Here is a 24,728-nt window from a genome sequence, read left to right on the forward strand (position 1 = left end):
CGGCCGCAGGGATGGGCGGACGGTCCGGTGGCCCGACGTACGGATCCCGCCGCTGCGGCTTCAGCGGGCCTTCTGGAAGGTACGGCGGTAGGCCTGCGGGGAGACGCCGATCGCCGCGTGCAGGTGCTGGCGCAGGGACGCGGCGGTGGCGAAGCCGACGTGGCCGGCGATCTGGTCCACGGACAGGTCGCCGGTCTCCAGCAGCTGCCGGGCCCGGGCCACGCGCTGCTGGACGATCCAGCGGCCGGGGCTGATGCCCACCTCGTCGTGGAAGCGGCGGGCGAAGGTGCGCAGGCTCATCCGGGCATGCGCGGCGAGGTCGGCCAGGGCCAGTGGCTCACCGAGGTGCTCCAAGGCCCAGGCGCGGGTGGCCGCGGTGCTCGCGGCGCCGGTCTCGGGGACAGGCTGCTCGATGTACTGGGCCTGGCCGCCGTCCCGGAACGGCGGCACCACACAGCGCCGGGCGACGGCGTTGGCGAGCCGGCTGCCGTGGTCCTCGCGGACGATGTGCAGGCAGACGTCGACACCGGAGGCGGCCCCGGCGGAGGTGAGGACCGGGTGGTCGTCGACGAAGAGCACATCGGGGTCGAGCCGGATGTGCGGGTACAGGCGCCGGAAGTGGTCGGCGAGCAGCCAGTGGGTGGTCGCCCGGTGGCCGTCCAGCAGTCCGGCGGCGGCGAGCACGAAGGCGCCGGTGCAGATGGAGACGATCCGGGTGCCGGGCCGGATGCGGGCGAGCGCGGCGCGCACCGGCTCGGGGAGGTCGGCGGTCAGCGCGTACGGATCGACGGGGGCGACGACCACCGTGTCGGCCGTGGCCAGCAGCTCGGGGCCGTGCTCGACGGCGATGGTGAAGTCCGCGTTGGTGCGCACCGGACGGCCGTCGGCGGTGCAGGTCAGCACCTGGTAGTGGCCGTCGGCCGCGCCGAGGATCCGGCTGGGGATGCCCAGCTCGAAGGGGTAGACGCCGTCGAGCGCCAGGACCACGACCCGTTCGGTCCGCTGTTCGCCTCGCATGGCATGATCCTATCGAATGTTGGCAATCCTGCCATTTCGCGGACGCGCGGCACCGGGCAGGCTGGTCCACCATGAGCGATGTGAAGAGCATGCGAGCCATCAGTCAGGACGTCCTCGGCGGTCCCGAGGTGCTGCGCGAGATCGAGACGGAGCGGCCGGCGCCGCGGCCGAACGAGGTGCTGGTGCGGGTGCGCGCCGCCGGGGTCAATCCGACCGACTGGAAGCACCGCGCCACCGGGGGCTTTCTCGGCGAGCCGCCGTTCGTGCTCGGCTGGGACGTCTCCGGCGTGGTCGAGACGACCGGGATCGGCGTGGCCGCGTTCGAGCCCGGCGACGAGGTGTTCGGCATGCTGCCGTACCCGTTCGGCCATGGCTCGCACGCCGAGTACGTGATCGCGCCGGCCCGTGCCCTGGTGCCGAAGCCGGCCGGAATCGGCCACACCGAGGCGGGCGCGCTGCCGCTGGTCTCGCTGACCGCCTGGCAGGCGCTGGTGGAGCGGGCGGAGCTGCGGCCCGGGCAGCGGGTGCTGATCCACGCGGCGGCCGGCGGGGTCGGGCACGTGGCCGTGCAGATCGCGAAGGCGCTCGGGGCCCATGTGATCGGCACGGCGAGCGCGGGCAAGCACGCGTTCGTGAAGGAGCTGGGCGCGGACGAGGTGATCGACTACCGGGAGACCGACTTCGCCGAGGCGGTCGAGGACGTCGACGTGGTGCTGGACACCATCGGCGGCGACACCTCGCTGCGGTCGCTGCGGGTGCTGCGCCCGGGCGGGATCGTGGTCTCGATCCTGCCGGTCGGTTCGGACGACTTCCACCGGGAGGCCGAGCGGCTCGGGGTGCGGGCGGTGCGGATGCTGGTCGACGCGGACCGGGCCGGGATGCGGGAGATCGCGCGGCTCGTCGAGGAGGGCGCCCTGCGCGCCACGATCGCGGGCACCTTCCCGCTGGCCGAGGCGGCCGAGGCGCACCGGATCGGTGACACCGGGCGGACCACCGGCAAGCTGGTGCTGCTGGTGGACTGACGCGGGTCCGAGACCGCCGGACATCCGCCGGACACGTGCGGGAGGCGTGCCGGAGACGTGCCGGAGGCGTGGCCGAGACATGACGGAGACATGATTGTCAGCCTTTGTTCACGACACGAAAGAACTCGGCCGCAATTCACAGACATATGTCAATCGAACATGCTGAAATTCAGTCCGCGAGGGTAACTTGCAGGGCAGGGCGCGCAGTTGCGCGCCGACTCGGGGCTGGTTGGAGGCGATGTCGTCGTGCAGCAGGAGCCTGCACCGATCTCCCGTTATCTGCGGGTCCTCCAGGACCGTGGCCACACGGTCCTGGAGTTCCACGGGGAGATCGACATCGTCGCGGCCGAGGAGATCGCCCCGTGGCTGGACGAGGCGACGGCGGCGCCCGCGCCGCAGGTCGTGATCGACCTCGGCCCGGCCGTGTTCCTCGACGCGTCCGGGCTCCGGCTGCTGTACCGGGCCCGCAGCCGGGTGCTGGCCCGTGACGGGCGGCTCCACCTGGTCTGCGCCCACCCGCCGGTCCTGCGGGTGCTCCGGGTGGCGGGGCTGACGCGGCTGCTGCCGCCGCTGCCCACCCGCGAGGCGGCCCTGCACCGGCCCGGGAGCCCGGCCCGGTAGGCCACCCCCTCCGGTCCGCTCCCCCACTCCCCCGCAATCGACGTAGATCCGCCAACCCGGCGGTCTGGTAGGGAATTTGGCGGGCATCCGGACGGGAGGAGGAAGGAGGCCCGTCACCATGACGACTTCTCTCGGACGGATACCGGGCTGGGCGAAGGCCGCGACCGCCGTGGTGGTGGTGCTCGTCCTGCTGCTCGCCGCGCTCCGGCTGCTCGGACTGCCGGGCCTGAAGGACGTGTTCGGCACCGAGACCCACGACCGCTCCGGACCCGCGCTGCTCCAGTCGATCCAGGACATGAGCCGGTACGAGGCGGCCTCCGGCAACTTCCAGGTCGTGGTGGACCTGGAGAAGGACGCCAAGTACCTGCCGGACGCGCTCCGCGGCACCCGCACCCTGTACGTGGGCGCGGGCACCGTCGACGCCTATGTCGACCTCGGCAAGGTCCGCGAGAACGACGTCACCGTGAACGAGGAGCGCACGTCGGCCACGCTGCGGCTGCCGCACGCGGCGCTCGGCTCGCCCGCACTCGACCCCGAACGCTCCTACGCCGTCTCCAAGCAGCGGGGCCTGCTGGACCGGCTCGGCGATCTGTTCTCGGACAACCCGAACGGCGAACAGGCCGTCCAGCGGCTCGCGGTGCGGCACATCGGCGACGCGGCGAAGGAGAGCGGGCTGACCGCGCGGGCGGAGAAGAACACCACCGACATGCTCGAAGGCCTGCTGGGCTCACTGGGCTTCGAGAAGGTCCGCGTCGTCTACGGCGCCTGACCCGGCGTCGACTCGCGGTACCGGGGGTAACCGGGCTCCGTGACCATGGAAGTCGAGAAACGGGAGGATCGAAATGGCGTGGCCAGCCATGCGCTTGAGTTCCCTTGTGCCGTCGCGGCCCCGTCCCGCCGGTGAGAAGCGGGAGGAGGCGCGGGAGGCGGAGCGGGCGGCGGAACGGGAGCAACGCCCGCCGCGGCGGCTGTTGCCGATGCTGGGCCGCGCGCTGGCGATGGTGTGCGCCTTCGTGATGATGGTGGCGTTCGCGGTCGTGCTGGCCCGGCTCACCCTGGAGCCCTCCCCCGCCTCCGAGGCGCTGACGCACAGCAATCTGCGTCCTGGCCGCTCGATCCAGGCCTATCTGGACCAGCCCGCACTGCGCGACGCGGTGAAGCAGGTGGGCGGCAATCTGCTGCTCGGCGTGCCTTTCGGCATCCTGGTGCCGGTCCTCGCCCCGCGGGCGCGCGGGATCCTGCGCGTGCTGCTGCTCACCGCGATCGTCATGCTGATGGTGGAGCTGGCGCAGGGCGCGATGGTCACCGGCCGCGCCTTCGACATCGACGACGTCATCCTCAACTCGACCGGCGCGCTGGTGGGTTATCTGCTGCTGGGCCGGCGGATGAGCCGCGCGGTGCACAAGCGCCGCTGAGACCGGGGCGCACCACACCGACCCAGACTTGGTCCGTACCAGTGCATTGACGGAGGCTTAGTTCAGGTCTTGAATCAAGGGGACGCCCTTACCCCCCACCTCAGTCGGCACACCCGTGCACCGGTGTGCCGTACGGAAGGGATCGCCGTGGCCTCCCCACGCCTGCTCCGCAGATGCCTGCTCGGCGCGCTGTCCGCTCTCCTGGTCGCCTCCGCCGCGGTCGTCCCCGCCCGGGCCGAACCGGCCGGCGCCCAGGCGGTGACGTTCCAGGACACCTTCGACGGGCCCGCCGGCACGGCCGTCGACTCCTCGAAGTGGCAGACCGAGACCGGCGACAACGTCAACAACCACGAGCGGCAGTACTACACGGCCGGCACCCGCAACGCCGCCCTGGACGGCCAGGGCCATCTGGTGATCACCGCCCGCCGGGAGAACCCGGCGGGCTACCAGTGCTGGTACGGCAGTTGTCAGTACACCTCGGCCCGGCTCAACACCGCCGGACGGTTCACCGCCCAGTACGGGCACGTCGAGGCCCGGATGAAGATCCCGCGCGGTCAGGGCATGTGGCCGGCGTTCTGGATGCTCGGCAACGACCTGAGCCAGGTCGGCTGGCCGAACTCGGGCGAGATCGACATCATGGAGAACGTCGGCTTCGAGCCCTCCACCGTGCACGGCACGCTGCACGGGCCCGGCTACTCCGGCTCCGGCGGCATAGGCGCCGGCTACACCCTGCCCGGTGGGCAGGCCTTCGCGGACGGCTTCCACACCTTCGCCGTCGACTGGGCGCCCGACTCGATCAGCTGGTCGGTCGACGGCCAGGTCTACCAGCGCCGTACGCCCGCCGACCTGGGCGGCCGCCAGTGGGTGTTCGACAAGCCGTTCTTCCTGATCCTGAATCTCGCGGTGGGCGGCTACTGGCCCGGCGACCCGGACGGCTCCACCGTCCTCCCGCAGCAGCTGGTCGTCGACCACGTCTCGGTGACCACCGGCGGCACGCCCGTCGGCGCCGCCGTCCGGGGCCTGGCCGGCAAGTGCGTGGACGTGGCCGGCGCGAACCCCGCCAACGGCACCCCGGTCCAGCTCTACGACTGCAACGGCACCGCCGCCCAGCAGTGGACCGTCGGCGCGGACGGCACGCTCCGGGCGCTCGGCAAGTGCCTCGACGTGACCGCCAACGGCACCGCGGACGGCTCCACCGTCCAGCTGTGGGACTGCACCGGCGGCCCCAACCAGAAGTGGGTGGTCACCGCGGCGCGCGACATCGTCAATCCACAGGCCGACAAGTGCCTGGACGTGACGGGCAACAACGCGGCGAACGGCACCCGGCTGCAGATCTGGACCTGCACCGGCGGCGCCAACCAGAAGTGGACGGTCGGCTGACCGCACCCGCCGCCGGACCTACCGGGGCTTCCAGGTGAACTTGTCGCCGCCCACCCAGCGGACCACCTCCGGGTCGTCGAGGTCGTGGACCGTGATGCCGAAGGCGGCGGCGGTCTCCAGGACGTCGGTGACGGTTCTGGCCTGACCGACGACCTCACCGTCGATCTCCATGATGCGGAACGGCGGACTGCCCGGCTGTACACCGAGCACCATGATCCGCGGGTGGGACATATGCGGGCTCGCGACTTCGGTCATGCCATAAAGCGTAGGACGGTTCCGGCCATCGGCATCCGGACACGGGTCACCCGGTGAGCAGGTCGAGGACCGCCGCCTCGACGGCTCCCTGGGTGGCGGGCCGGCCGAAGTCGCCGTGCTCGCCGAGCCGGCTGAGCGTGGGGGCGATCGTCCTCCCCTGCTCGAACAGTTCGAAGACACGTGGGTCGATGTACGAGGCCCGGCACACCGCGGGCGTGTTGCCCAGGTAGTGGCTGACCTCGCGCACCGCTCGCGCCGCCTGCCGGCGGCGGGTCGCCGGGGCGGCACGACCGCCCACGGCGGTCACCGCCACCGCGACGGCGGCCAGCACGGTGGCGTGCCAGGTGCGGAAGTCCTTGGCGGTGATCTCGGTCCCGGACAGCCGGCGCAGCGCCTCGTTGAGGTCGGCGCCGCGCAGATCGTGCCAGGCGCGCCGCTCCCAGAAGGCCAGCAGCCGCTCCCCGCCGCGCGGCGGACGGCGCAGCAGGGAGCGGACCACCGTGTGGGCCTGGTCGTCCACCAGCGCCCGCACCATCGCGGTGCCGCCCTTGGCCGGATAGCTGAAGGCGATCTCGCCGCGCCCGCAGCGGACGTGCTCGCGCAGCATCGTGGTCAGGCCGTAGGTCGCGCTGCGGCGGGTGTGCCGGTCGCTGCCGATGCGGAAGAAGCCCAGGTCGAGCAGGCGGACCGCGCAGGCGGTGACCCGCTCCCGGCTCAGGCCGCGGCCGGACAGGTCGGCGGCGACCCTGCGGCGCAGCTCGGGCAGGGCGGCGGCGACCTCGCGGACGTGCTCGTGCTTGGCCTGCTCGCGGCGGGCGCGGAACTCCTCGTGGTACAGGTACTGCCGGCGCCCGGCGTCGTCGGTGCCCACCGCCTGGAGGTGGCCGTTGGCCCAGGGGCAGATCCAGACGTCACGCCAGGCCGGCGGGACGGCCAGGGCGCGGACGCGGGCCAGCTGGTCCGGGTCGGTCAGGGGATCGCCGTGGGTGTCGAGATAGCGGAACCCCCGGCCGTGGCGGACCCGGGTGAAGCCGGGCCGCTCCGAGTCGCTGCTGCGCAGACGCATGGTGTCGGGACCGTCCGGGGCGCTCTCAGGGCCGCCGCCAGTCGTCGGCGGTCAGATGCGAACCGGCCTGCGGGCCCATCCGCAGCATGCCGCCGTCGACCGTCCACGAGGCGCCGGTGACGTACGAGGCGTCGGAGCCGGCGAGGAAGGCGATCACGGCGGCGACCTCGCGGGCGTCACCGGGCCGGCCCAGCGGTACGCCGGGACGCCGCTCGGTCTCCACGTCGGTGTCCTCCTGGCCGGTCATGGGAGTGGCGATCTCGCCGGGGGCGACGGCGTTCACGGTGATGTCGTACTCGGCCAGTTCCAGTGCCATGACCTGGGTGAGCAGGCCGAGACCGCCCTTGGCGGCGCAGTACGGGGCGGCACCCACCCGCGGCTGGTGCTCGTGCACCGAGGTGACGTTGACGATCCGGCCGCCGTCGCCCTGCCGGATCATGCGCCGGGCCGCCCGCTGCCCGCACAGGAAGGGCCCGACGAGGTCGATGTCGAGGACCGAGCGGACGTCCGACAGCTCCAGGTCGAGGAAGGGGGTGGCGGTGCCCGTGCCGGCGTTGTTGACCAGCACGTCGAGTCGGCCGAGCCGGTCGGCCAGCTCGTCCACGGCGTCCACCGCCTCGGGCAGCCGGGTGAGGTCCATGTGCGCCACCTCCGCGCGCTGCCCGTGGGCGCGGACCTCCTCGGCGGTCTCCTCGGCGCCCTTCAGATCGCTGTGCCAGGTGATGCCGACGTCCAGACCCGCACGGGCCAGCCGTACGGCGGTGGCCCGGCCGATGCCGGAGTCGGCGCCGGTGATCACGGCGACCTTGGGGTGTCGTGCGGTCGGAACGGACATCGCGGCCCTCCTCGTACGGACGTCGGCGCCCTGCGGATGTCGGCAGTACCCGGCAGGCGGGCGGACAAACGATCCGGGTACGGAGTGCGGGGCCGCGGGGGCTGGGGAACCCTGGAGGCCTGGACGAGGAGGTGGCGATGGATCCCGTCGAGGCCCTGGACCGGATCGCCTTCCTGCTGGAGCGGTCCCTGGCGCCGACGTACCGGGTGCGTGCCTTCCGTACGGCGGCGCGGGTGCTGACGGCCTTGTCCGACGACGAGGTGCGGCAGCGGGCCGAGGCCGGATCGCTGGAGTCGCTGAAGGGCGTCGGGCCGAAGACCGCCCAGGTGGTGCGGGAGGCGCTGGCCGGGCAGGTGCCGGGATACCTGGAGAAGCTGGAGAGCGAGGCGATGGCGCCGCGCCCGCAGCGGGGTGGCGAGGAACTGCTGGCCCGGCTGCGCGGGGACTGCCACACGCACTCGGACTGGTCGGACGGCGGCAGCCCGATCGAGGAGATGGGCCGGGCCGCGATCGGGCTGGGCCACGAGTGGACGGTCCTCACGGACCACTCGCCGCGGCTCACGGTGGCCCGGGGCCTGTCCCCCGAGCGGCTGCGCGAGCAACTGGACGTGGTGGCCCGGCTCAACGAGACCTGGGCGCCGTTCCGGCTGCTCACCGGCATCGAGTGCGACATCCTCGACGACGGCTCGCTGGACCAGGAGCCCGAGTTGCTGGACCGGCTGGACGTGGTCGTGGTGTCCGTGCACTCCAAGCTGCGCATGGACGCCCGCGCGATGACCCGCCGGATGGTGAGGGCCGTACGCGATCCGCACGCGGACGTGCTGGGGCACTGCACCGGGCGGCTGGTGACCGGGCGGGGCCGGCCCGAGTCGCAGTTCGACGCGGACGAGGTGTTCGCCGCGTGCGTCGAGGCGGGCACCGCGGTGGAGATCAACAGCCGCCCCGAACGCCTGGACCCGCCCCGCCGGCTGCTGCGCCGGGCCGTCGACGCGGGAGTGCTGTTCGCCGTCGACACCGACGCCCACGCGCCCGGACAGCTGGACTGGCAGATCAACGGATGCGCCCGCGCGGAGGAGTGCGGGGTGCCGCCCGAACGGGTGGTGACGTCCTGGTCGGCGGACGAACTGCTGGCGTGGACCCGGGAAGGGCGAGTGCCGGGGGCGTGAGGTGGTACTCGTGCGATTACGTGCTCACGCGACGACCTGTCCGTGGGACGACCGGTTCGTGGGGCGACCTGGCCCGTGGGACGACCTGTCCCGTGGGACGCCGTGCTCGCGAGACGGCTTCGACGGTGAGGCGACGTGCCGGTTCGGCGGCCTGCCGGTTGGGCGACTTGCTCGTGAGGTGATGTGTCACGGGCGCGGAAGGAGCGGTGGATGAAGGAACGCGCGGCGGTGTTCGATGTCGACGGGACGCTGGTCGACACCAATCACCTCCATGTCACGGCCTGGTGGGAGGCGTTCCGCCAGGCGGGGCACCGGGTGCCGATGCACGCCGTGCACCGGGCGGTGGGGCTTCCCTCCACCGATCTGATCGCACATCTGCTCGGCGAGGACCGCGACACGGACCAGGACGAGGCGCTGAACGCCGCGCACAAGGCGTTGTACGGGCAGTACTTCGACCGGCTGCCCGCGCTGCCGGACGCCGGGAACCTGCTGCGGCGGCTGCACGGCGACGGCTGGACGGTCGTCCTCGCCACCTCCGCGAGCGGCGCGGAACTTTCCGCCCTGCGCCGCGCCATCGACGCCGACGAGGCGATCGCCGCCACCGCGAGCGCCGAGGACGTGGCGGAGGGCAAGCCCTCGCCCGAACCGGTCGAACAGGCCCTGGAACTGGCCGGGGTGCCGGCCGAGCGGGCGGTGTTCGTCGGGGACACCGTCTGGGACATGCAGGCGGCCGGCAGGGCCGGGGTGCGCTGTGTGGGAGTGCTGTGCGGGGGGATTCCACGCGCCGACCTGGAGGCGGCGGGCGCGGACGTCGTGTACGACGACCCGGCGCAGCTGCTGGCGTCCCTGGCGGACAGTCCGCTGGCACCCACGACGTGACGCGGATCACCGCGCGCGGCGGCGGAGGACGGAACACATCCGAGTGGTTGTCCGTTGAACCGTCCGTGGGTACGGATGGGACAGTGTCCCCGGGCCTCACCTTTTGCCCACAGGGACGATCGTTCGGCTGAAGCCCTGTGGAGCCTTTCGCCGAGAGGCGACCGCCATCCGTACCCACCACTGACCGCCCCGACCGTGATTCCCCCGTCCGGTCGGGGCTTTTTCCTGCCCTGCCCAGGGGTACTCGGCCCGCCCGCGAGCGAACGGCCGAGAGGAGCCGAAGGTGAGCAGCACAGCGGGCAGCAGGGTCGTGGTCACGGGCGCCACCGGGAATGTCGGCACCAGTGTGGTGCGCCTCCTGTCGGAGGATCCGCAGATCGGCTCCGTGCTGGGGCTGGCCCGCCGGATCCCGCAGTGGGCGCCGCCGAAGACCGAGTGGTCGGCGGTGGACCTGGCCTCGGACCGGACCGATCTGAGCGGCGAGTTCCAGGGCGCGGACGCGGTCATCCACCTGGCCTGGGCGTTCCAGCCGACGCACGATCCGGCGCGGACCTGGCGGACGAACGTGCTCGGCAGCATCCGGGTCTTCGACGCGGCGGCCGCGGCCGGGGTGCGGACCCTGGTGCACGCGTCCTCGGTCGGCGCGTACTCGCCGGGGCCGAAGGACCGCGCGGTCGACGAGTCCTGGCCGACCCATGGGTGGCCGGACGCCGCGTACTGCCGGGAGAAGGCCTACCTGGAACGCACCCTCGACTCGTTCGAGCGCGACCATCCCGACATCCGGGTGGTGCGGATGCGGCCCGCGTTCCTGTTCAAGCGGGAGTCGGCGAGCGAGCAGCGGCGGATCTTCGGCGGCCGGTTCCTGCCGGGCCCGCTGGCCCGCCCCGAACTGCTGCCGTTCCTGCCGGACATCCCGGGGCTGCGGGTGCAGGCGCTGCACACCGACGACGCGGCCGAGGCGTACCGGCTGGCGCTGGCCACGCAGGTGCGCGGCGCCTTCAACCTCGCCTCCGACCCGCCGGTCGACGCCGAGCTGCTGGGCGGACTGCTGAACAGCCGCCCGGTGCGGCTGCCGCGCACCGCGGCACGCTCGGCGATCGCCGCCGCGTGGGGCCTGCGGCTGCTGCCGGCCTCCCCGCACCTCTTCGACGCGGTCCTCCGGCTCCCCCTGATGGACTGCACCCGCGCCCACCGCGAACTCGGCTGGCGGCCCCGCCTCGCCGCGAGCGAGGTCATGGAGGAATTCCTCCAGGGCCTCCAACAGGGCGCGGGCGCGGACACGGCACCCCTGCGCGGGCGGAAGGTGGGGTGAACGGCCCTGGCGGGCGGCCACGACATGCCCCGACGGCCGCCTGCCGCCACCGGGTCGAACGGCGCCGGGGCCGGGCGCGAGCCGGCACAGCGGGCCCGGGCCCCCTTCGCGGCGTTGCGGACGGCGGATCCACGGAGACGGCCACGGCGCCACGGGGCCGGCCGACGTCGACGGGTGGCGGGCGATGGCCCGGTCGCGCAGGGACGAGCGGCTGATCCGGGGAGATGGCGGAGGCCCGACGACAGCCGACGACAGCCGACGACAGCCGACGACAGCGGGTACGAGCCGCGACGCGGCAGCGGACGCCCCTGGGCCCTCGGATCAGATGCCGCAGCCACCTGCGCCGAGTGCGAGGCGCGATGGCGCAGGAGGGGCCCCGGCCTCGGCCGGGTGCGAGGCGCGATGGCGCCGGACGGCCCGTGCCCGGCCTCGGCCGGGCGCGGGCCGTCAGCGGGCGCCATGCGGCGGCGGACGCCGGGGTCGCAGTCAGACAAGCGGCGGAGTCAGACAGGTGACAGCCCGCGACCGGGGCCGCGTCGGGGGCTCTTGCGGGTTGTGATCCGGACGGCTGGGACGCGAGCGTGGGCGGTCGGGCCGTCAGTTCGCCCGTCCCCTGGGAGGGGATGCTCGGCGGAGGCGGGAGTCTCTGGCCCGTGCGTGCCTCAGCCCGTCGACTCGTCCGGTGCCGGGTGCTCGGGGTGGACCGTGCCGGTCTGGGGGCCGCCCTTGCGGCCTCCGCCCGCCTCGTCGATGTCCGGGACGTCCGCGGGTTCAGCGCCGTCCTCGGTGGTGTCCGTGTCCGCGGCCCGCGGCCGTTCCGCGGCCTTGGGTCCTGAGGGGCCGGTGGGCACGTCCCACGGGTCCTCGTCCTCGCGAGCCTGCTGGTCCGGCAGATCCCGCGGTACGGCGGGCGTCCCACGGCCCGGCTCTTCCTCGCGGTGCTCGTCCACGGCGTACTCCTTCCGTTCGCCCGGGGCCTCCGGGCGATCACGCGAGTACCCCGCGCCGGGCGTGGAAATCCGCCGCTCAGCGCGGTACCCGCTCCTCCAGCGCCGCCCGCCAGGCCGGGGCCGGCCCTTCGGGCGCGGGCTCGGGGCGGCGGCCGCCGCGGGCGAAGAAGTCCGCCAGCGGCAGGATCGCGGCGCCGACGGTCACCGCGTCCGGCCCGAGCCGTCCGAGGTCGATCGTCACCTGCTCGGCGGGGTGGCGCAGCGCGTACGCCGCGGCGTGCCCGCGTACGGCGGGCAGGAAGCCGGCCCCGAGCTGGAGTCCGGCCCAGCCGCCGATCAGGATGCGTTCGGGCTGGAAGAGGTTGATCAGGTCGGACAGGCCCGCGCCCAGGTACTCGGCGGTCTCCTCCAGCACGGTGAGCGCGGCGGGGTCGGCCGGGTCGTCGCCGGCCGGGTAGGCGGCGGCGAGCATCGCGGTCAGCGCGGTCTCCTCGTCGGTGCCCTCCGGCGGCCGGCCGCCCTCCTCACGCCAGCGTTCCAGCAGCGATTCGGCGCCCGCGTACGCCTCCAGGCAGCCGAGCGCGCCGCAGCGGCAGCGGCGCCCCTGGACCCGTACGGTCAGATGCCCCCATTCGAGGGCCCGTCCGTGTTCCACCTCGGGGGTGACCAGGCAGGCGCCGACGCCGGAGCCGAAGAGGACCACGACCGCGTTGCGGGCGCCGCGTCCGGCGCCGAACCACATCTCGGCCTGGCCGAGGGTGCGGGCGCCGTTGTCGATGAACCAGCGGACTGCGTCGGGGAGCCGGGAGCCGGCGCGGAGCAGTTCCTCCAGCGGGACGGCGCCCCAGCCGATCGTCTGACCGTGCACGACGGCGCCGCGGTCCGGGGTGTGCTCGACTATGCCGGGGACGCCGATGCCGACGCCGAGCAGCCGTTCGGGGTCGACGCCGGCGGCCTCGGTCACTTCGGCGACGCCGTCGCGGATGTGGCCGACGATCACGTCGACGTCGTACTGCCGCCGGCCGAGGGGGCGCTCGGTGCGGGCGAGCTCGGTGAGGCTGAGGTCGAACAGTTCGACCCGCACGCGGGTCTCGCCGACGTCGACGCCGATCATGTGACCGCTGCCGGGCGCCACCCGCAGCAGGATGCGGGGCCGGCCGCCGTCGGAGTCGACGCTGCCCGCCTCCTCGACCAGGCCGTCGGCGACGAGGTCGGACACGACGTTGCTCACGGAGCCGGAGCTGAGCCCGGTCGCCGGGCCCAGCTCGAAGCGGCTGAGCGGTCCGTCGAAGTACAGCCGTTGCAGCACGGCCGTCCGGTTGGCGCGCCTCAGGTCCCGTACCGTGCGCCCGTTCCGCTCCGCCATGTGGCTCCTCCCCATACCCGTCCCGGCCTGCCCACCCTGGTGCGCCCGATATTACTCAACCACTTAATTAATGGGATGAGCGAAGCGCGGCGAGCGGGCGGGCGGGACGCGGAGCGACGGCAGCCTCCCGGCCGGCCCCCGCGCGTGCTGTCGGTACAGGGTACGGAACGCTGCGCGCACGCCCGGCGCCCGCGGGCCGTCGACGGGCCCGCGCGCGGATCCGGCGCGCACCCTGGTCCGAATTCGCCGCCGGATGGCTACTGTTCGGCCATGACGACGCATTCCACCCGCTCCTCCCTGCCCTCCGTCGCGCTGCGCGGACGCTCCGGTTCGGCCTGGCTGGAGGGCGACGCCGTGCACCTGGAACAGGGCGGCGTCCGCAGACGGATACCGCTGGCCGCCGTCGAGCGCGCGGAGACGGAGGGCGCGGCCGCGCGCACGGTCGGATCGTGCTGACGGCCGCGGACGGCGCTCCGCCCACCGTGTACGAGGTGACCGACCGCAAGACGGCGGCGGTCGCCGCGTTCGCACAGGCGATCCAGCGGGCGATACCGGTGCGCGACCCGGACGAGCGCCGCGACGGGGCGCGGCTGGTGACCGAGGAGGCGCTGCCGCCGCGCGGCCGGTTCCGGCCGGATCCGGGCGCGAGCCTCGTCCTGGTCGCCGTGGTCGCCGTGGCCGGCCTCTACCTGACCGGTCTGGTGACCTTGATCTGGCACGGCGACATCCTCGGCGCGTTGCTCTTCGTCCTCGGTGTCAAGCCGCTGCTCGCCGGCGTTGCCATCCTGTGCCTGGCGGCCGCCGCTCTGTACGACAGGGTGATCCTGCGCGCCCGCGGCATCTCGGTGCTGGCGACCTTCCACCGCAACGACGGCAAGAAGCGGATGTTCACCTTCACCGACGCGCGGGGCGTCCAGCGCTTCGTGGAGCCCGACAGTGCCGCCCGCGCGGTCGGCGGCTCACCGCAGCGGGTGCGCGTCACCTACGACCCGCGAAAGCCGGAGCGGGCCGCCGCCGCGCTGCCGGTGGGCACCTGGATCGCGCGCACGCTCGGCGTCGTCCTCGGCGGACTCCCGCTGCTGGCGCTCGGGCTCTTCCTCGTCCCGTACCAGGTCGTCGAACTGCTCTGGCTCTGACCGGCGGCGCGCCCACGGAAATCCGATGGCAGCGCCACGTATCTCGCGCCTACCCTGGACTCCGCGAAACCTAGACCCCCTAGGTTTCGGTTTGTTTCCCTGGAGGCCCCGTGCGACCGCTGACCGAGAAGGACATCCGCGACTCCTTCGTCAACTGCTCCAAGGGCGAGGCCAAGCGCCTGCCCCTCCCCCGCGATCTCGCCGAGCGCCCCTGGGACGATCTGGACTTCCTCGGCTGGCGGGATCCGGGGGCGCCCGACCGCAGCTATCTGGTGGCCGAGCGCGACGACGGCGGACTGGCCGGAATCAGCCTGCGGTTCCCGCCTCCGCAGCGCGGTTTCCTCCAGCGGAGCATGTGCGCCCTGTGCCTGACCTCCCATCCGCGCGGCGGCGTCTCGCTGATGACCGCCCGCAAGGCCGGCGCGGCGGGCCGCGAGGGGAACTCGGCCGGCCTGTACATGTGCACCGACCTCGCCTGCTCCCTCTACCTGCGCGGAAAGAAGGTCCCGGAGAGCGGAGGCCGTTTCGAGGAGAGCCTCACTCTGGCCGAGCAGATCGACCGCACCAGGCGCAACCTGTTCGCGTTCCTCGACAAGCTGAACGCCTGAACTGATCGCAAAGGTACGTTCGACATCCGCGGTGACGGGGAACAGCGCAAGGGATGCGAGTTGTACGTGAGTGGCCGGATCCCGCCGCACGATGGATCAAGCGGTTTCGAGAACCCGTGGTCGTCCAGGCCCTGCGGTCGACGTTCGCCGCGACCGTCGCGTACGTCGTGGCCCTGCACCTCAGTCCCGAGGCGGCGCCGCTCACGGCGCCGCTGACCGCCCTGCTCGTCGTCCAGGTCACCCTGTACGCCACCCTCACCAACGGCATCCGCCGGGTGAACTCGGTGGTGGCCGGGGTGCTGGTCGCCATCGCCTTCAGTCTGCTGGTGGGCCTCACCTGGTGGAGCCTGGCGCTGGTGATCATGGTGTCGCTCGGGGTGGGCCATCTGGTGCGGGTCGACGAGTACGTCGCGGAGGTGGCGATCAGCGCGATGCTGGTCCTCGGTGTCACCGCCGTCGGGGACTACGCGTGGGCGCGGGTGCTGGAGACGCTGATCGGCGCGGTCGTGGGCCTCGGCTGCAATCTGCTGCTGCCACCACCGGTGTGGGTGGGCGAGGCCGGCGAGTCGATCGAAGGGCTGGCGCGCCGGATGCGGCAGCTGATGCTGCGGGTCGGCGAGGAGGCGGCCGGCCGTACGCCGGTGGAGCGCGCCGCCGAGCGGCTGCACGAGGCACGCCGCCTGGACCACGACATCGTGCAGGTGGACGCGGCGCTGCGGCAGGCGGAGGACAGCCTGCGGCTCAATCCGCGGGTCCGCGAGGGCCTGCTGCACCGGATCGTGCTGCGCACCGGCCTGGACACGCTGGAGATCTGCACGGTGGTGCTGCGGGTGATCGCGCGCTCCCTCACCGACCTGGCGAAGGAGCGCGAGCCGGAGCCGCTGTTCGAGGCGGAGACCGGCGCGGTCGTGGAGCAGCTGCTGTCGGAGATCGCGGACGCGATCGTGAGCTTCGCGGTGCTGGTCACCACCCATGTCAGCACCAACGCCGAGTCGGCGGAGGAGCGGCTGGCCAACGAGCTGCACCAGGCGGTGGCCACCCGCGACAAGCTGGCCCAGCTGATGCTGGACGAGGTGCGCCGGGACCCGCGGCAGTGGCAGCTGCACGGTGCCGTGCTGGCCGAGGCCAACCGGATCATCGACGAGCTGGACATCGAGCACCGCTCGCGCCGGCTGCTGGAGGAGCTGGACCGCAGCACCCGGGAGCAGCGTGAGCGCCGGCCGTGGCTGACCCGGATGCGGGACCGGGCGCGTACCACCCGGCGACGGCTGCGGAACCGGCTGTCCGCCGCCCGCCGCACCACATGAGCATGAGAGCCTCGGACGACCAGCACGACACGACGACAGACGACCGGTACGGCCGAGGGGCAAATCGATGGGCTGTGGCAGGCGCCGTTTCCTCGGCATGTGCGCGGCGCTGCCCGCGGCGGCGGCCTGCGGGAGCGGGCCGGACGCCAAGGCTCCGGCGAGCTCGGCGAAACCGCCGGAGAAGCAGCCGGAGAAGCAGCCGGGGAGTGCCGGCTCCGCCTCGCCCGCGCCGTCCGGCCCCCGGCCGCTGTATCTGGGCACCTACACCTCCGCCGAAGGCGGCGGCGCCGGTATCGGGCTGGCCTCGTACGATCCGGCGACCGGGCGGATCACCGGCGCCGGCACCCTGACCGGCGTACCGGATCCGTCGTATCTCGCGGCGCATCCGGACGGGCGGGTGCTGTACGCGGTCGGTGAGCGGCCGGAAGGCACGGTGACCGCCGTGCGGCTCGCGGACCGGAAGGTGCTGGGCAGCCGGAGCACCGGCGGCGCGGGCCCCTGTCATCTGTCGGTGCATCCCGGCGGCCGCTGGCTGTTCAGCGCCAACTACACCTCCGGCAGTGTGGCCGTGCATCCGATCGACGCCTCCGGCGCCCTGGGTGAGCGCACCGACCTGGTCACGCACACGAGTCCGGCGCCGGGGCCGGGGCAGGAGGGCCCGCACGCCCATCAGGTGATCACCGGGCCGGACGGCCGGCACGTCCTCGCGGTCGACCTGGGCACGGACACCGTGTACACGTACCGGCTGGACCCGCGGAAGGGCACGCTGGGCGAGGTCTCCCGGGCGCACACCCGGCCGGGCGCCGGTCCACGGCACCTCACCTTCCATCCCGGCGGCCGGTACGCCTACCTGGCCAACGAGGTCGACGACACGTACGCGGTGTGCGCCTACGCCCCGGACACCGGCCGTCTCGACATCGGCGAGGCGCGGCCCACGGGGTCGGGCGGGGACCGCGGCGGTGTCACCAACTACCCGGCCCAGTTCCTGGTGACCGCCGACGGGGCGTACGCCTATCTGGCCAACCGGGGTGCCAACAGCGTCGCCCGTTTCGCCGTGGAGGACGACGGGGCCCGCCTGCGGCTGCTCGGCACGGTGCCGGTGGCGGGCGACTTCCCGCGGCAGCTGGCCTTCTCGCCGGACGGGCGGCTGCTGTTCGCGGCGAACCAGCGGTCCGGCACGGTCACCGTCTTCCGTGTGGACCGCGCGAGCGGTGGGCTGCAACGCGTGGGTGAGCCGTTCCCGTCACCCGTCGCCGTCTGTGCGCTGCCGCTGTAGCGTGCGCGGGCAGTTGGCCGCGCCGGCCTGGGAGAGCAGCACGTGCATCCGCTCGGTGAGCTGGGCGACGTCGTCGGCGGGCCGGTGGAAGGCCAGGCGTACGTCGCCGTGGGCGCGCCGGCGTTCGATGCGCAGGGTGAGTCCGTGCCGGTCGACGGCGAGCGGCTGGACCCGCAGGGCGCCGTGCAGACTGCCGGGTTCGACGAGGCGGGTGAGCCGTTCGACGGCGTCGGGGTGGGCGTCGGCGAGGTGGGTCAGCAGCCGGGCCTCGGCCGTGGCCAGCGGGTCGGGTGTGGCGGCGGCGTACTCGCCGAGGTCGATCACCTCGGCGCCGGCGGGCCCGCGCAGCACCACGCGGGTGGCCTGGAAGACGAGGGTTCCGTCGTCGACGGCGAGCCAGCCGGCGAGCCAGAGCCGGGCGCGGATGCGGTTGCGCAGCGGTACCGGCGCGACGTCGGCGAACTCCAGCACGGCGGACGGCTCGCCGCGCGGCGCGCAGATCGCGGCGGCGAGCAGGGCGCTGTCGTCGGGTACGTGAAGGACGATCCTGCCGTCCTCGGTCACGGTGTGCGTGCCGACGAGTTCCTCGCGGACGCCCTCCGTGGTCACCCCGCACGACCACGCGGCGGCCAGTACCGACCGGGCGCGTTCCGCCGCGGCGGGCGTGGCCGCCCAGACATGACCGTCCCTCATGCCGACACCCATCCGAGTCCTCCTTAGGTAAGCCTTGCCTAACCTATCGAAGATCGGGGTGTACGCCAACCACCTCCGGCGATCAGCCCCGCGCCGTCCAGTGCGGCGGGCGTGACACCGTCTCCGGCAGCCGGGTTCCCGGCCCGCCCTTCGCCGCGTTGACCTGCGGCTGGGTCAGGAAGAAGGCGCCGGTCAGATCGGCGTCCGTGAGGTCGGCGTCCCGCAGGTCGGCTCCGATGAGATCCGCGCCGCGCAGGTCCGCGCCGGTCAGGTCGGCGGCGATCAGCCAGGCACCGCGCAGGTTCGCGCCGCGCAGATCGGCGCCCTTGAGGCGGGCGCCCATCAGGTCCGCGCCCCGGCGCTCCTTCTTGCGCCCGCCGGCGCCCGACCGGGCCAGCTCGCTGGTCCTCAGCAGCAGTACGTCGATCTCCCGCCGGTGCGCCGCGACGTCCAGCGCCGCGATCTCCTCGGGGGTGCCCCGGGTCAGCTCCTCGGTCCGCGCGCGGGCGGCCCGCAGCTCCCGGTGGACCGGACGGGCGGCGGGCAGGGTCAGCGCCTCGGTGAGGTACCAGAGCAGCTCGTGGAGCTGGCGGACCACGGGGAAGACGTCGAACATCGAGCGGGCGTGCTCCGGGGAGCCGCCGCGCCAGTCCTCGCCGCCGAAGACCTCCTGGGAGACCCGCTGCCCGGCGCCGAAGCAGTCGTAGACCGTGCAGCCGCTGTAGCCCTCGGTGCGCAGCCGGTCGTGGATGCCGCAGCGATGGTCGTCCCGGAGGTTCGGGCAGGGCTTTCCGGCCGCCTTGTCCCGGGCGAAGCCGGCCGAGGCGGCGAAGGGGAGGGCGACGCAGCACAGCCCGAAGCAGCTGCCGCAGTCTCCGCGCAGCACCGCCAGGTCACCTTTGTGATCACGCATGCGCTCCACCCTAAGCGGGCGCCGGGAGCGAGAACTCACCGACGGTTTCCCGCCGGTGTGGGGGTCCTCTCATCCCACGGAAAACAACCTCGGCTACTACAGAGGGAGCAGCCGACCGGTGGGCGCGAGCCCCGCGGATCGCATCGAGGAGACGTCATGTGCAGCCACCAGCCGCCCTGCCCCAGCTCCGACAGCCCGGAACACCACACGGCCACGATCGTCTCGGCCCACCCCGAACAGGGCTGGAACCTGCTGTGCAACGGCACCGTCGTCTTCGACGACACCGGTGAACTCCTGCCGGACGGACGGGTGGTGCGCCCGCACCGCACCACCGTCGCGCCGAGCACCGCGGTCTGAGTGACCGTCAGCCGCTCGCTTCAGCGGGCGAACAGCTCGAAGGCCACGGCGGGCCGCCCGCCGAACCGCTCCCCCGCCGCTCCCGTCGTCATGGCCAGGAACTCCCGGACGTACGTCTCGGGGTCCTGATCCGTCAGCGCCTCGATGTACGCCCGGTGTTCGAGCAACGAGCGCACCGCCGCCTCCAGGCCCGCCGTCGCCTCCACGGCGTGGGTGGGGGTCGTGGAGCCCGCGACGGCGACCCACCGCACGCCGTCCCACGGCTCCAGGCCCCGCTCGACGAGTTCCGGGAAGATCCAGCGGTTCCCGGCGTCGCCGGCCGCGTCCAGGGTGGCGCGGCCGACCGCGACATGGTCCGGGGTGTTCCAGGCGACGCCGCCCCAGGTGTCCCGGTGGTTGAGGGTGATCACCAGCTCGGGACGGTGGCGGCGGATCGCGGCGGCGATGTCGCGGCGCAGCGCGGTGCCGTACTCGATCACTCCGTCCCGGTGGTCCAGGAACTCCACCACCGGTACGCCGACGACCGCCGCGCTCGCCCGCTGCTCGCGCTCGCGCAGCGGGGCCGCCTCCGCGGGTGCCAGGGTGTCGATGCCCGCCTCGCCGCGGGTGGCCAGGACGTACGCCACCTCGCGGCCGGCCTCGGTCCACTGGGCGACGGCCGCGGAGCAGCCGTACTCCAGGTCGTCCGGGTGGGCGACGACCGCCAGGGCGCGCTGCCAGTCGTCGGGCATGGGCTTCAGCGTGGTCGACTCTGTCATGGCCGCAGGCTAGCGCCGCGGAACGGCCGGCGGTCTCACGCCTCGTCCCGTGTCAGGGCCAGCAGCCGGTCCAGCACCCGCGGGCCGCCCGCCCGGACGCCGTCGTGCTCGAACTCGTCGGTGACCCAGGTGCGCAGACCGCGGATCGCACGGGCGGTCGCCAGCGAGTGGGCGGTGTCGACGTACATGTCGTCGTGGTAGACGGCGGCGGCGACCGGTACCTCGTTGGCGGCGAGGCGGGCGGTGTCGTACAGGGGCGGCCAGTCGGTGCGAGCGGCCAGGAGTTCGGCGGTCTCGCGCAGCGGGCGCAGCGCGGGGTCGGTCTCGAACATCCAGGGGTAGACGCATTCGCCGGTGAACAGCAGCGGCCCGTCGCCGGTGAGCGTCTTGGCGGCGTCGAACTGCGGGAACTCGGCACGGACCCGCTCGGCGGCCCAGGCGGTGGGGCGCCCGTCCTGGCCGTAGATCGCCTCGTGGACCAGGGCGTAGAGCGGGTGCCCGGCGTACGACAGCAGGCCCTGCGCCTCCTCCTGGAAGGCGTCGGAGAGGGCCGGGCCGTGCGGGGTGCGGACGAAGGCGTCCTCCAGGAGGAAGTGCAGGCGGTGGCTGCCCTCGCTGCCGCCGAGGAGGATGCCGAGGGACTGGAACGCCTCCACGGTGAGCCGGTAGCCGTTCGGCAGGACCACGTCGTGGGTGAGGAGGTGGTCGGCGATCCGGCGGGCGCGCTCGACGTCCTGCGGGTAGCGGGCGTAGTGGGCGGCGACCTTGCGCTCGATACGCGGGTAGGCCGCCCGGTAGACGTCGTCGGCGTGGGCGTCCAGGGAGGGCAGGCCGCCGGTGACGACGGCGGCGGTCAGGCCCTCGGGCGCGGTGGAGAGGTAGTTCACCGTGCAGAAGCCGCCGAAGCTCTGGCCGAGGACGGTCCAGGGAGCGCCGCCGGTGACCTCGCGGCGGACCAGCTCGCAGTCGCGGACGATGGCGTCGGCGCGGAAGCGGGCCAGGTACTCCGCCTGCTCGGCGGGGCCGCCGCGCAGGGGCAGCGTCTGGCGGTTGGCGGGGGTGGAGGCGCCGGTGCCGCGCTGGTCGAGCAGCAGCACGCGGTACTCCTTGAGCGCGCGGCCGAGCCAGGCCTGCCTGCCGACGAAACGGTTCGCGCCGAAGCCGGGGCCGCCCTGGAGGTAGAGCAGCCAGGGCAGGTCCTGGTGCGCCTTGTCGTTCGCGACGACCTCGCGCGCGTAGAGCTCGATCGTCTCCCCCGCCGGGTCGGCGTGGTCGAGGGGCACGGTGAAACGGCGGTCGGTGAGGACGACGCCGGGCTGGCGGTAGCTGACGCTCAACAGGTCTCCCGGAACGGACGGCAGTGCGGACCGCGTCCCAGTTCAGCACATGTCCGCCGGCCGGGCGGGAGCGGGGATCACCATCGGCTGCTGAACGCCGGTTCAGCCGGACCGGCCGCACCGGCCGCGCCCGCTGCTGACCGGCGGTTCAGCGAGCCCCGGGCACCCGCCCTCGCCCCCTGCTGACCGGCCGTTCAGCGCCCCGCCAGGCTGGAGCGGCGCACCACCAGCTCCGGCTGGAGGACCACCCGGCGGTGCTCGTGAGGCCGGCGGCCGGTGTCCGTCACGGTCTCCTCCAGCAGCAGTTCGGCGGCGAGCGCGCCCATGGTGACGGCGGGCTGGCGCACCGAGGTGAGCGGGACGGCCGCGGCCGCGGCGAACTCGATGTCGTCGTAGCCGACGATGGCGAGGTCGTCGGGGACGCTGACGCCGGCCGCGTACAGGGCCTGGAGCACACCGAGGGCGAGCAGGTCGTTGGCGCAGAACACCGCGGTCGGCCGGTCGGCGAGGCCGAGCAGCCGGGCGCCGGCGTCCCGGCCCGCGGCGACGTCGAGGCGTTCGGTGGGCAGTTCCCGCAGGGCCTCGGGGCCGAGGCCGGCCTCGGCGAGCGCGTTCAGCGCGCCGGTGCGCCGGTCGCGGACCTGGTTGAGGCCGGGCGGTCCGCTGACGTAGGCGATCGTGCGGTGTCCGGCGTCGACGAGATGACGGACGGCCAGCGCGCCGCCCGCCACGTCGTCGACGGAGACCGAGCACTCGGTGGTGCCCTCGGCGACCCGGTCGACCAGCACGAACGGGATGCCGTGCCGGCGGAAGGCGTCGATGTTCCGCCCGGTCGCCTCGGCCGGGGTGAGCAGCACGCCCCGCACCCGCTGCTCGGCGAAGAGCGACAGGTACTCGGCCTCCTCGCCCGGGTTCTGGGCGCTGTTGCAGACCATCACGCCGAGCCCGGCGTCGCGGGCCGCCCGTTCGGCGCCGCGGGCGACGTCGACGAAGAACGGGTTGCCCATGTCGAGCACGAGCAGCCCCATGATCCGGCTGCGGCCCGCGCGCAGCTGGCGCGCGGACTCGCTGCGGACGTAGCCGAGCCGGTCGATCGCGGACAGCACGCGCGCCCGGGTCTCCGTGGCGACCGTGTCCGGACGGTTGATGACGTTCGACACCGTGCCGACGGAGACTCCGGCGGCGCGGGCGACGTCCTTGATACCCACCGACTGGGCCATCGGGCAGGGACCTCCAGGGGAACGTGGGGCGGCGGGAAGGCCTTCACAGTACCGTCATGCCGCCGCGGTGCGGCTCGGTCACGCGGGCAGGCGGAAGTCGGCGACGCGCAGCGCCGACGGTGTCGTACCGCTGGACTTCTCCTGGTACATCACCGACAGGACGTGGTCCTGCGCGATCCGGGTCTCGTCGATCACCACCTCGCCGAAGGCGTTCAGGCCCGCGCCGTCGTACAGCAGCCTCCAGTCGGTGTGTCCGGAGGCGGCGGAGGCCGCGGCGATGCGGCCGTAGGGGAACACCGCGTACGCGTTGTCGTACCTGTCCAGGACCAGCCGGGTGCGCTGGCTGGAGGCGAGCGGGACCGGGATCTCGGTCTTCTGCCAGCTGCCGGAGGCGTTCCGGCGCAGGTGGAAGGCGCGGCCGTACGCCGTGCGGTCGGCGACGTAGTTCGTGGTGCACTGGCCGAAGCGGCCGGGGACGTAGGAGATGATCGCGTGCGGCCGACCCGCGGAGTCGGTGAACTGGCTCTCCTGGTTCATCAGGGAATGATCGGGGTTCAGCGGGTCCACGACCAGACCCGCGTCGGTGACGGACACCCGGTCGGGGCCGCCGGTGCTGCCGACGACGGTGCCGGCGGCGTTGCGCCAGGTCCGGCCGCGGTCGTCGGAGTGGACGTAGCCGGTGTCGTGGTTGGTGATGCCGCCGCTCGCGCACATCACGGCGCCGTTCTGCTCGCGCCAGGTGAAGAAGGCGTGCAGGCGGCCGGCGCGGTCGTAGTCGATGCCGTGCAGGTACATGTTGCGGGCGGTGGAGGAGCCGTGCTCGCTGGTGTACGTGCCGGTGGCGCTGGTCCACTCGCCGAGCGCCGTCCAGTGGGTGCCGTCGTACTCGGCGAGGGCGTTGCGGCCGTTGCCGGAGACTCCCGCGCGGTAGCTGAGCTGAAGCCTGCCCTCGGGGGTGGCGACGAACTGGGGGTAGGTGAACTGGGAGGTGAGGGCGAGGCCGTCGAGGGTGGCCGCGGGTGCGCCGAAGCGGTCGGCGGTCCAGCCGAGGCCGGACGGATCGTCCAGCAGGCCGGCGGCGGACTTGACGTAGGTGAAGCCGTCGCTGTGGGAGTCCATGTTCAGGTGCAGCCGGCCGTCGAGCCGCGAGACGCCCATCGAGATGACGTTGTGGGAGTCGTCGTAGCGCAGGGTGTGCCCGACCTTGACAGTCTGCCAGGTGGTGGCGCCGAGGGCGCGGCGGCCGACGACGGCGTTGCGGTCGGCGGTGTACCAGGCGGCGTACTGGTGGCCCTTGTAGGTGAGCAGGCCGTTCTTCTGGAAGGAGTTGTTGTTGACCAGGCCGTCGTAGGACACGAAGTAGAGCGCCCGGCCGTCGAGCGTGGTGGTGCCGGCCGGGGTGACCGAGGGGCCGGGCGCGGCGGCGCGGGCGGTGCCCGGGGCGCCGGCCACGGCGGCCACCAGGGCGGTGGCCAGGACGGTGCGTCTTCTCATGCGGGGCTCCGGGTCAGGCGAGGTGGAAGACCTCGGTCAGCGGTTTCATCGCTTCGTCGGGACGGGCACCGTCCAGCGCCTCGAAGAACGGGGACATCTCGGCCTGCCAGCGGGCGTTGACGTCGGTGGCCTCCATTCCGGCGAGGGCCGCCTGGAAGTCGTCGGTCTCCAGGTAGCCGACGAGCAGGCCGTCGTCGCGCAGGAAGAGCGAGTAGTTGTGCCAGCCGGTGGCCGAGAGCGCCTCGCACATCTCGGGCCACACGGCGGCATGCCGTTCGCGGTACTCGGCGATCTTGTCCTGGCGGACCTTGAGCAGGAAGCAGACGCGCTGCATGAAGTACCACT

The 24,728-nt window shown here is 73.4% G+C and carries 27 protein-coding genes; 14 read left to right on the plus strand and 13 right to left on the minus strand.

Going from position 1 to position 24,728, the window contains the following annotated elements:
* Positions 1-60 precede the first annotated feature (60 nt).
* A complete protein-coding gene (locus tag ABT232_RS21060) occupies positions 61-1,017 on the minus strand; it encodes a GlxA family transcriptional regulator (protein ID WP_351842048.1) in 957 nt (318 codons plus the stop codon).
* A 71-nt stretch (positions 1,018-1,088) separates the two neighbouring features.
* Here ABT232_RS21060 and ABT232_RS21065 point away from each other — a divergent pair, with 71 nt between their 5' ends.
* The 5 genes from ABT232_RS21065 (at position 1,089) to ABT232_RS21085 (ending at position 5,455) form a co-directional block, all read left to right on the plus strand.
* Positions 1,089-2,039 (plus strand): NADP-dependent oxidoreductase, encoded by a 951-nt coding sequence (locus tag ABT232_RS21065; RefSeq protein ID WP_351842050.1) that lies wholly within the window; start codon positions 1,089-1,091, stop codon positions 2,037-2,039.
* Between the two features lie 246 nt (positions 2,040-2,285).
* Complete coding sequence (locus ABT232_RS21070) at positions 2,286-2,660, plus strand: anti-sigma factor antagonist (RefSeq protein ID WP_351842052.1); 375 nt, start codon at positions 2,286-2,288, stop codon at positions 2,658-2,660.
* Positions 2,661-2,778: 118 nt separating this feature from the next.
* Positions 2,779-3,429, plus strand: coding sequence for a DUF4230 domain-containing protein (locus ABT232_RS21075; RefSeq protein ID WP_351842054.1), 651 nt, complete (start codon positions 2,779-2,781; stop codon positions 3,427-3,429).
* A gap of 88 nt (positions 3,430-3,517) precedes the next feature.
* Positions 3,518-4,075 (plus strand): VanZ family protein, encoded by a 558-nt coding sequence (locus ABT232_RS21080; RefSeq protein WP_351842056.1) that lies wholly within the window; start codon positions 3,518-3,520, stop codon positions 4,073-4,075.
* A gap of 147 nt (positions 4,076-4,222) precedes the next feature.
* Positions 4,223-5,455, plus strand: coding sequence for a ricin-type beta-trefoil lectin domain protein (locus ABT232_RS21085; RefSeq protein ID WP_351842058.1), 1,233 nt, complete (start codon positions 4,223-4,225; stop codon positions 5,453-5,455).
* An 18-nt stretch (positions 5,456-5,473) separates the two neighbouring features.
* Here ABT232_RS21085 and ABT232_RS21090 read toward each other — a convergent pair whose 3' ends face one another.
* From ABT232_RS21090 to ABT232_RS21100, 3 genes are read right to left on the minus strand one after another with little or no spacing between them, the layout of a single operon-like run.
* A complete protein-coding gene (locus tag ABT232_RS21090) occupies positions 5,474-5,710 on the minus strand; it encodes a hypothetical protein (RefSeq protein WP_351842060.1) in 237 nt (78 codons plus the stop codon).
* A gap of 46 nt (positions 5,711-5,756) precedes the next feature.
* A complete protein-coding gene (locus tag ABT232_RS21095) occupies positions 5,757-6,776 on the minus strand; it encodes a DNA topoisomerase IB (protein ID WP_351842062.1) in 1,020 nt (339 codons plus the stop codon).
* A gap of 25 nt (positions 6,777-6,801) precedes the next feature.
* Complete coding sequence (locus tag ABT232_RS21100) at positions 6,802-7,611, minus strand: SDR family oxidoreductase (protein ID WP_351842064.1); 810 nt, start codon at positions 7,609-7,611, stop codon at positions 6,802-6,804.
* A 137-nt stretch (positions 7,612-7,748) separates the two neighbouring features.
* Between ABT232_RS21100 and ABT232_RS21105 the strand changes: the two genes are divergently transcribed.
* From ABT232_RS21105 to ABT232_RS21115, 3 genes are all read left to right on the plus strand, one after another.
* Entirely contained in the window at positions 7,749-8,777 is a 1,029-nt protein-coding gene (locus ABT232_RS21105; RefSeq protein WP_351842066.1) for a PHP domain-containing protein, read from the plus strand.
* A 210-nt stretch (positions 8,778-8,987) separates the two neighbouring features.
* Positions 8,988-9,656 (plus strand): HAD family hydrolase, encoded by a 669-nt coding sequence (locus ABT232_RS21110; protein ID WP_351842068.1) that lies wholly within the window; start codon positions 8,988-8,990, stop codon positions 9,654-9,656.
* Positions 9,657-9,939: 283 nt separating this feature from the next.
* Positions 9,940-10,968: an SDR family oxidoreductase gene (locus ABT232_RS21115; RefSeq protein WP_351842070.1), complete on the plus strand. Its 1,029-nt coding sequence runs from the start codon at positions 9,940-9,942 to the stop codon at positions 10,966-10,968.
* 662 nt (positions 10,969-11,630) lie between these two features.
* Here the strand turns inward: ABT232_RS21115 and ABT232_RS21120 are convergent.
* Positions 11,631-11,918, minus strand: a complete 288-nt coding sequence (locus ABT232_RS21120) for a hypothetical protein (RefSeq protein ID WP_351842072.1) — start codon at positions 11,916-11,918, stop codon at positions 11,631-11,633.
* Between the two features lie 76 nt (positions 11,919-11,994).
* Positions 11,995-13,284: an ROK family protein gene (locus tag ABT232_RS21125; RefSeq protein WP_351842074.1), complete on the minus strand. Its 1,290-nt coding sequence runs from the start codon at positions 13,282-13,284 to the stop codon at positions 11,995-11,997.
* A 270-nt stretch (positions 13,285-13,554) separates the two neighbouring features.
* On the opposite strand from ABT232_RS21125, the gene ABT232_RS21130 reads away from it, so the two are divergent.
* The 5 genes from ABT232_RS21130 to ABT232_RS21150 all read left to right on the plus strand — a co-directional run bounded on the left by ABT232_RS21130 (position 13,555) and on the right by ABT232_RS21150 (position 17,611).
* Positions 13,555-13,740 carry a hypothetical protein gene (locus tag ABT232_RS21130; RefSeq protein ID WP_351842076.1) on the plus strand — a complete coding sequence of 62 codons (186 nt, stop codon included), beginning with the start codon at positions 13,555-13,557 and terminating at the stop codon, positions 13,738-13,740.
* Positions 13,734-14,420 (plus strand): hypothetical protein, encoded by a 687-nt coding sequence (locus ABT232_RS21135; RefSeq protein ID WP_351842078.1) that lies wholly within the window; start codon positions 13,734-13,736, stop codon positions 14,418-14,420. The genes ABT232_RS21130 and ABT232_RS21135 overlap by 7 nt, the downstream gene beginning before the upstream one ends.
* A 110-nt stretch (positions 14,421-14,530) precedes the next feature.
* A complete protein-coding gene (locus ABT232_RS21140) occupies positions 14,531-15,028 on the plus strand; it encodes an FBP domain-containing protein (RefSeq protein WP_351842080.1) in 498 nt (165 codons plus the stop codon).
* Positions 15,029-15,081: 53 nt separating this feature from the next.
* The gene (locus tag ABT232_RS21145; RefSeq protein ID WP_351842082.1) at positions 15,082-16,335 is read left to right on the plus strand and encodes an FUSC family protein; all 1,254 of its coding nucleotides are present in this window, start codon (positions 15,082-15,084) and stop codon (positions 16,333-16,335) included.
* Between the two features lie 67 nt (positions 16,336-16,402).
* Positions 16,403-17,611 carry a lactonase family protein gene (locus ABT232_RS21150; RefSeq protein ID WP_351842084.1) on the plus strand — a complete coding sequence of 403 codons (1,209 nt, stop codon included), beginning with the start codon at positions 16,403-16,405 and terminating at the stop codon, positions 17,609-17,611.
* Here ABT232_RS21150 and ABT232_RS21155 read toward each other — a convergent pair.
* Together ABT232_RS21155 and ABT232_RS21160 are read right to left on the minus strand one after the other, a co-directional pair.
* Positions 17,579-18,304: a DUF2470 domain-containing protein gene (locus ABT232_RS21155; protein WP_351842161.1), complete on the minus strand. Its 726-nt coding sequence runs from the start codon at positions 18,302-18,304 to the stop codon at positions 17,579-17,581. The genes ABT232_RS21150 and ABT232_RS21155 overlap by 33 nt on opposite strands.
* 82 nt (positions 18,305-18,386) lie before the next feature.
* Positions 18,387-19,217: a pentapeptide repeat-containing protein gene (locus ABT232_RS21160; protein ID WP_351842086.1), complete on the minus strand. Its 831-nt coding sequence runs from the start codon at positions 19,215-19,217 to the stop codon at positions 18,387-18,389.
* 156 nt (positions 19,218-19,373) lie between these two features.
* On the opposite strand from ABT232_RS21160, the gene ABT232_RS21165 reads away from it, so the two are divergent.
* Entirely contained in the window at positions 19,374-19,574 is a 201-nt protein-coding gene (locus tag ABT232_RS21165; RefSeq protein ID WP_351842088.1) for a DUF5999 family protein, read from the plus strand.
* Between the two features lie 20 nt (positions 19,575-19,594).
* Here ABT232_RS21165 and ABT232_RS21170 read toward each other — a convergent pair whose 3' ends face one another.
* From ABT232_RS21170 to ABT232_RS21190, 5 genes are all read right to left on the minus strand, one after another.
* The gene (locus ABT232_RS21170) at positions 19,595-20,332 is read right to left on the minus strand and encodes a PIG-L deacetylase family protein (protein WP_351842090.1); all 738 of its coding nucleotides are present in this window, start codon (positions 20,330-20,332) and stop codon (positions 19,595-19,597) included.
* Positions 20,333-20,367: 35 nt separating this feature from the next.
* Positions 20,368-21,669, minus strand: coding sequence for an alpha/beta fold hydrolase (locus tag ABT232_RS21175; RefSeq protein WP_351842092.1), 1,302 nt, complete (start codon positions 21,667-21,669; stop codon positions 20,368-20,370).
* A 194-nt stretch (positions 21,670-21,863) separates the two neighbouring features.
* Complete coding sequence (locus ABT232_RS21180; protein WP_351842094.1) at positions 21,864-22,889, minus strand: LacI family DNA-binding transcriptional regulator; 1,026 nt, start codon at positions 22,887-22,889, stop codon at positions 21,864-21,866.
* Positions 22,890-22,967: 78 nt separating this feature from the next.
* Entirely contained in the window at positions 22,968-24,383 is a 1,416-nt protein-coding gene (locus tag ABT232_RS21185) for a BNR repeat-containing protein (protein WP_351842096.1), read from the minus strand.
* Positions 24,384-24,396: 13 nt separating this feature from the next.
* On the minus strand, positions 24,397-24,717 hold the full coding sequence (locus ABT232_RS21190; RefSeq protein ID WP_351842097.1) for an L-rhamnose mutarotase: 321 nt from the start codon (positions 24,715-24,717) through the stop codon (positions 24,397-24,399).
* Positions 24,718-24,728: the final 11 nt, after the last annotated feature.

Origin of the sequence: Streptomyces sp. NPDC001532, from assembly GCF_040298625.1 — a bacterium.
Taxonomy (GTDB): Bacteria; Actinomycetota; Actinomycetes; order Streptomycetales; family Streptomycetaceae; genus Streptomyces.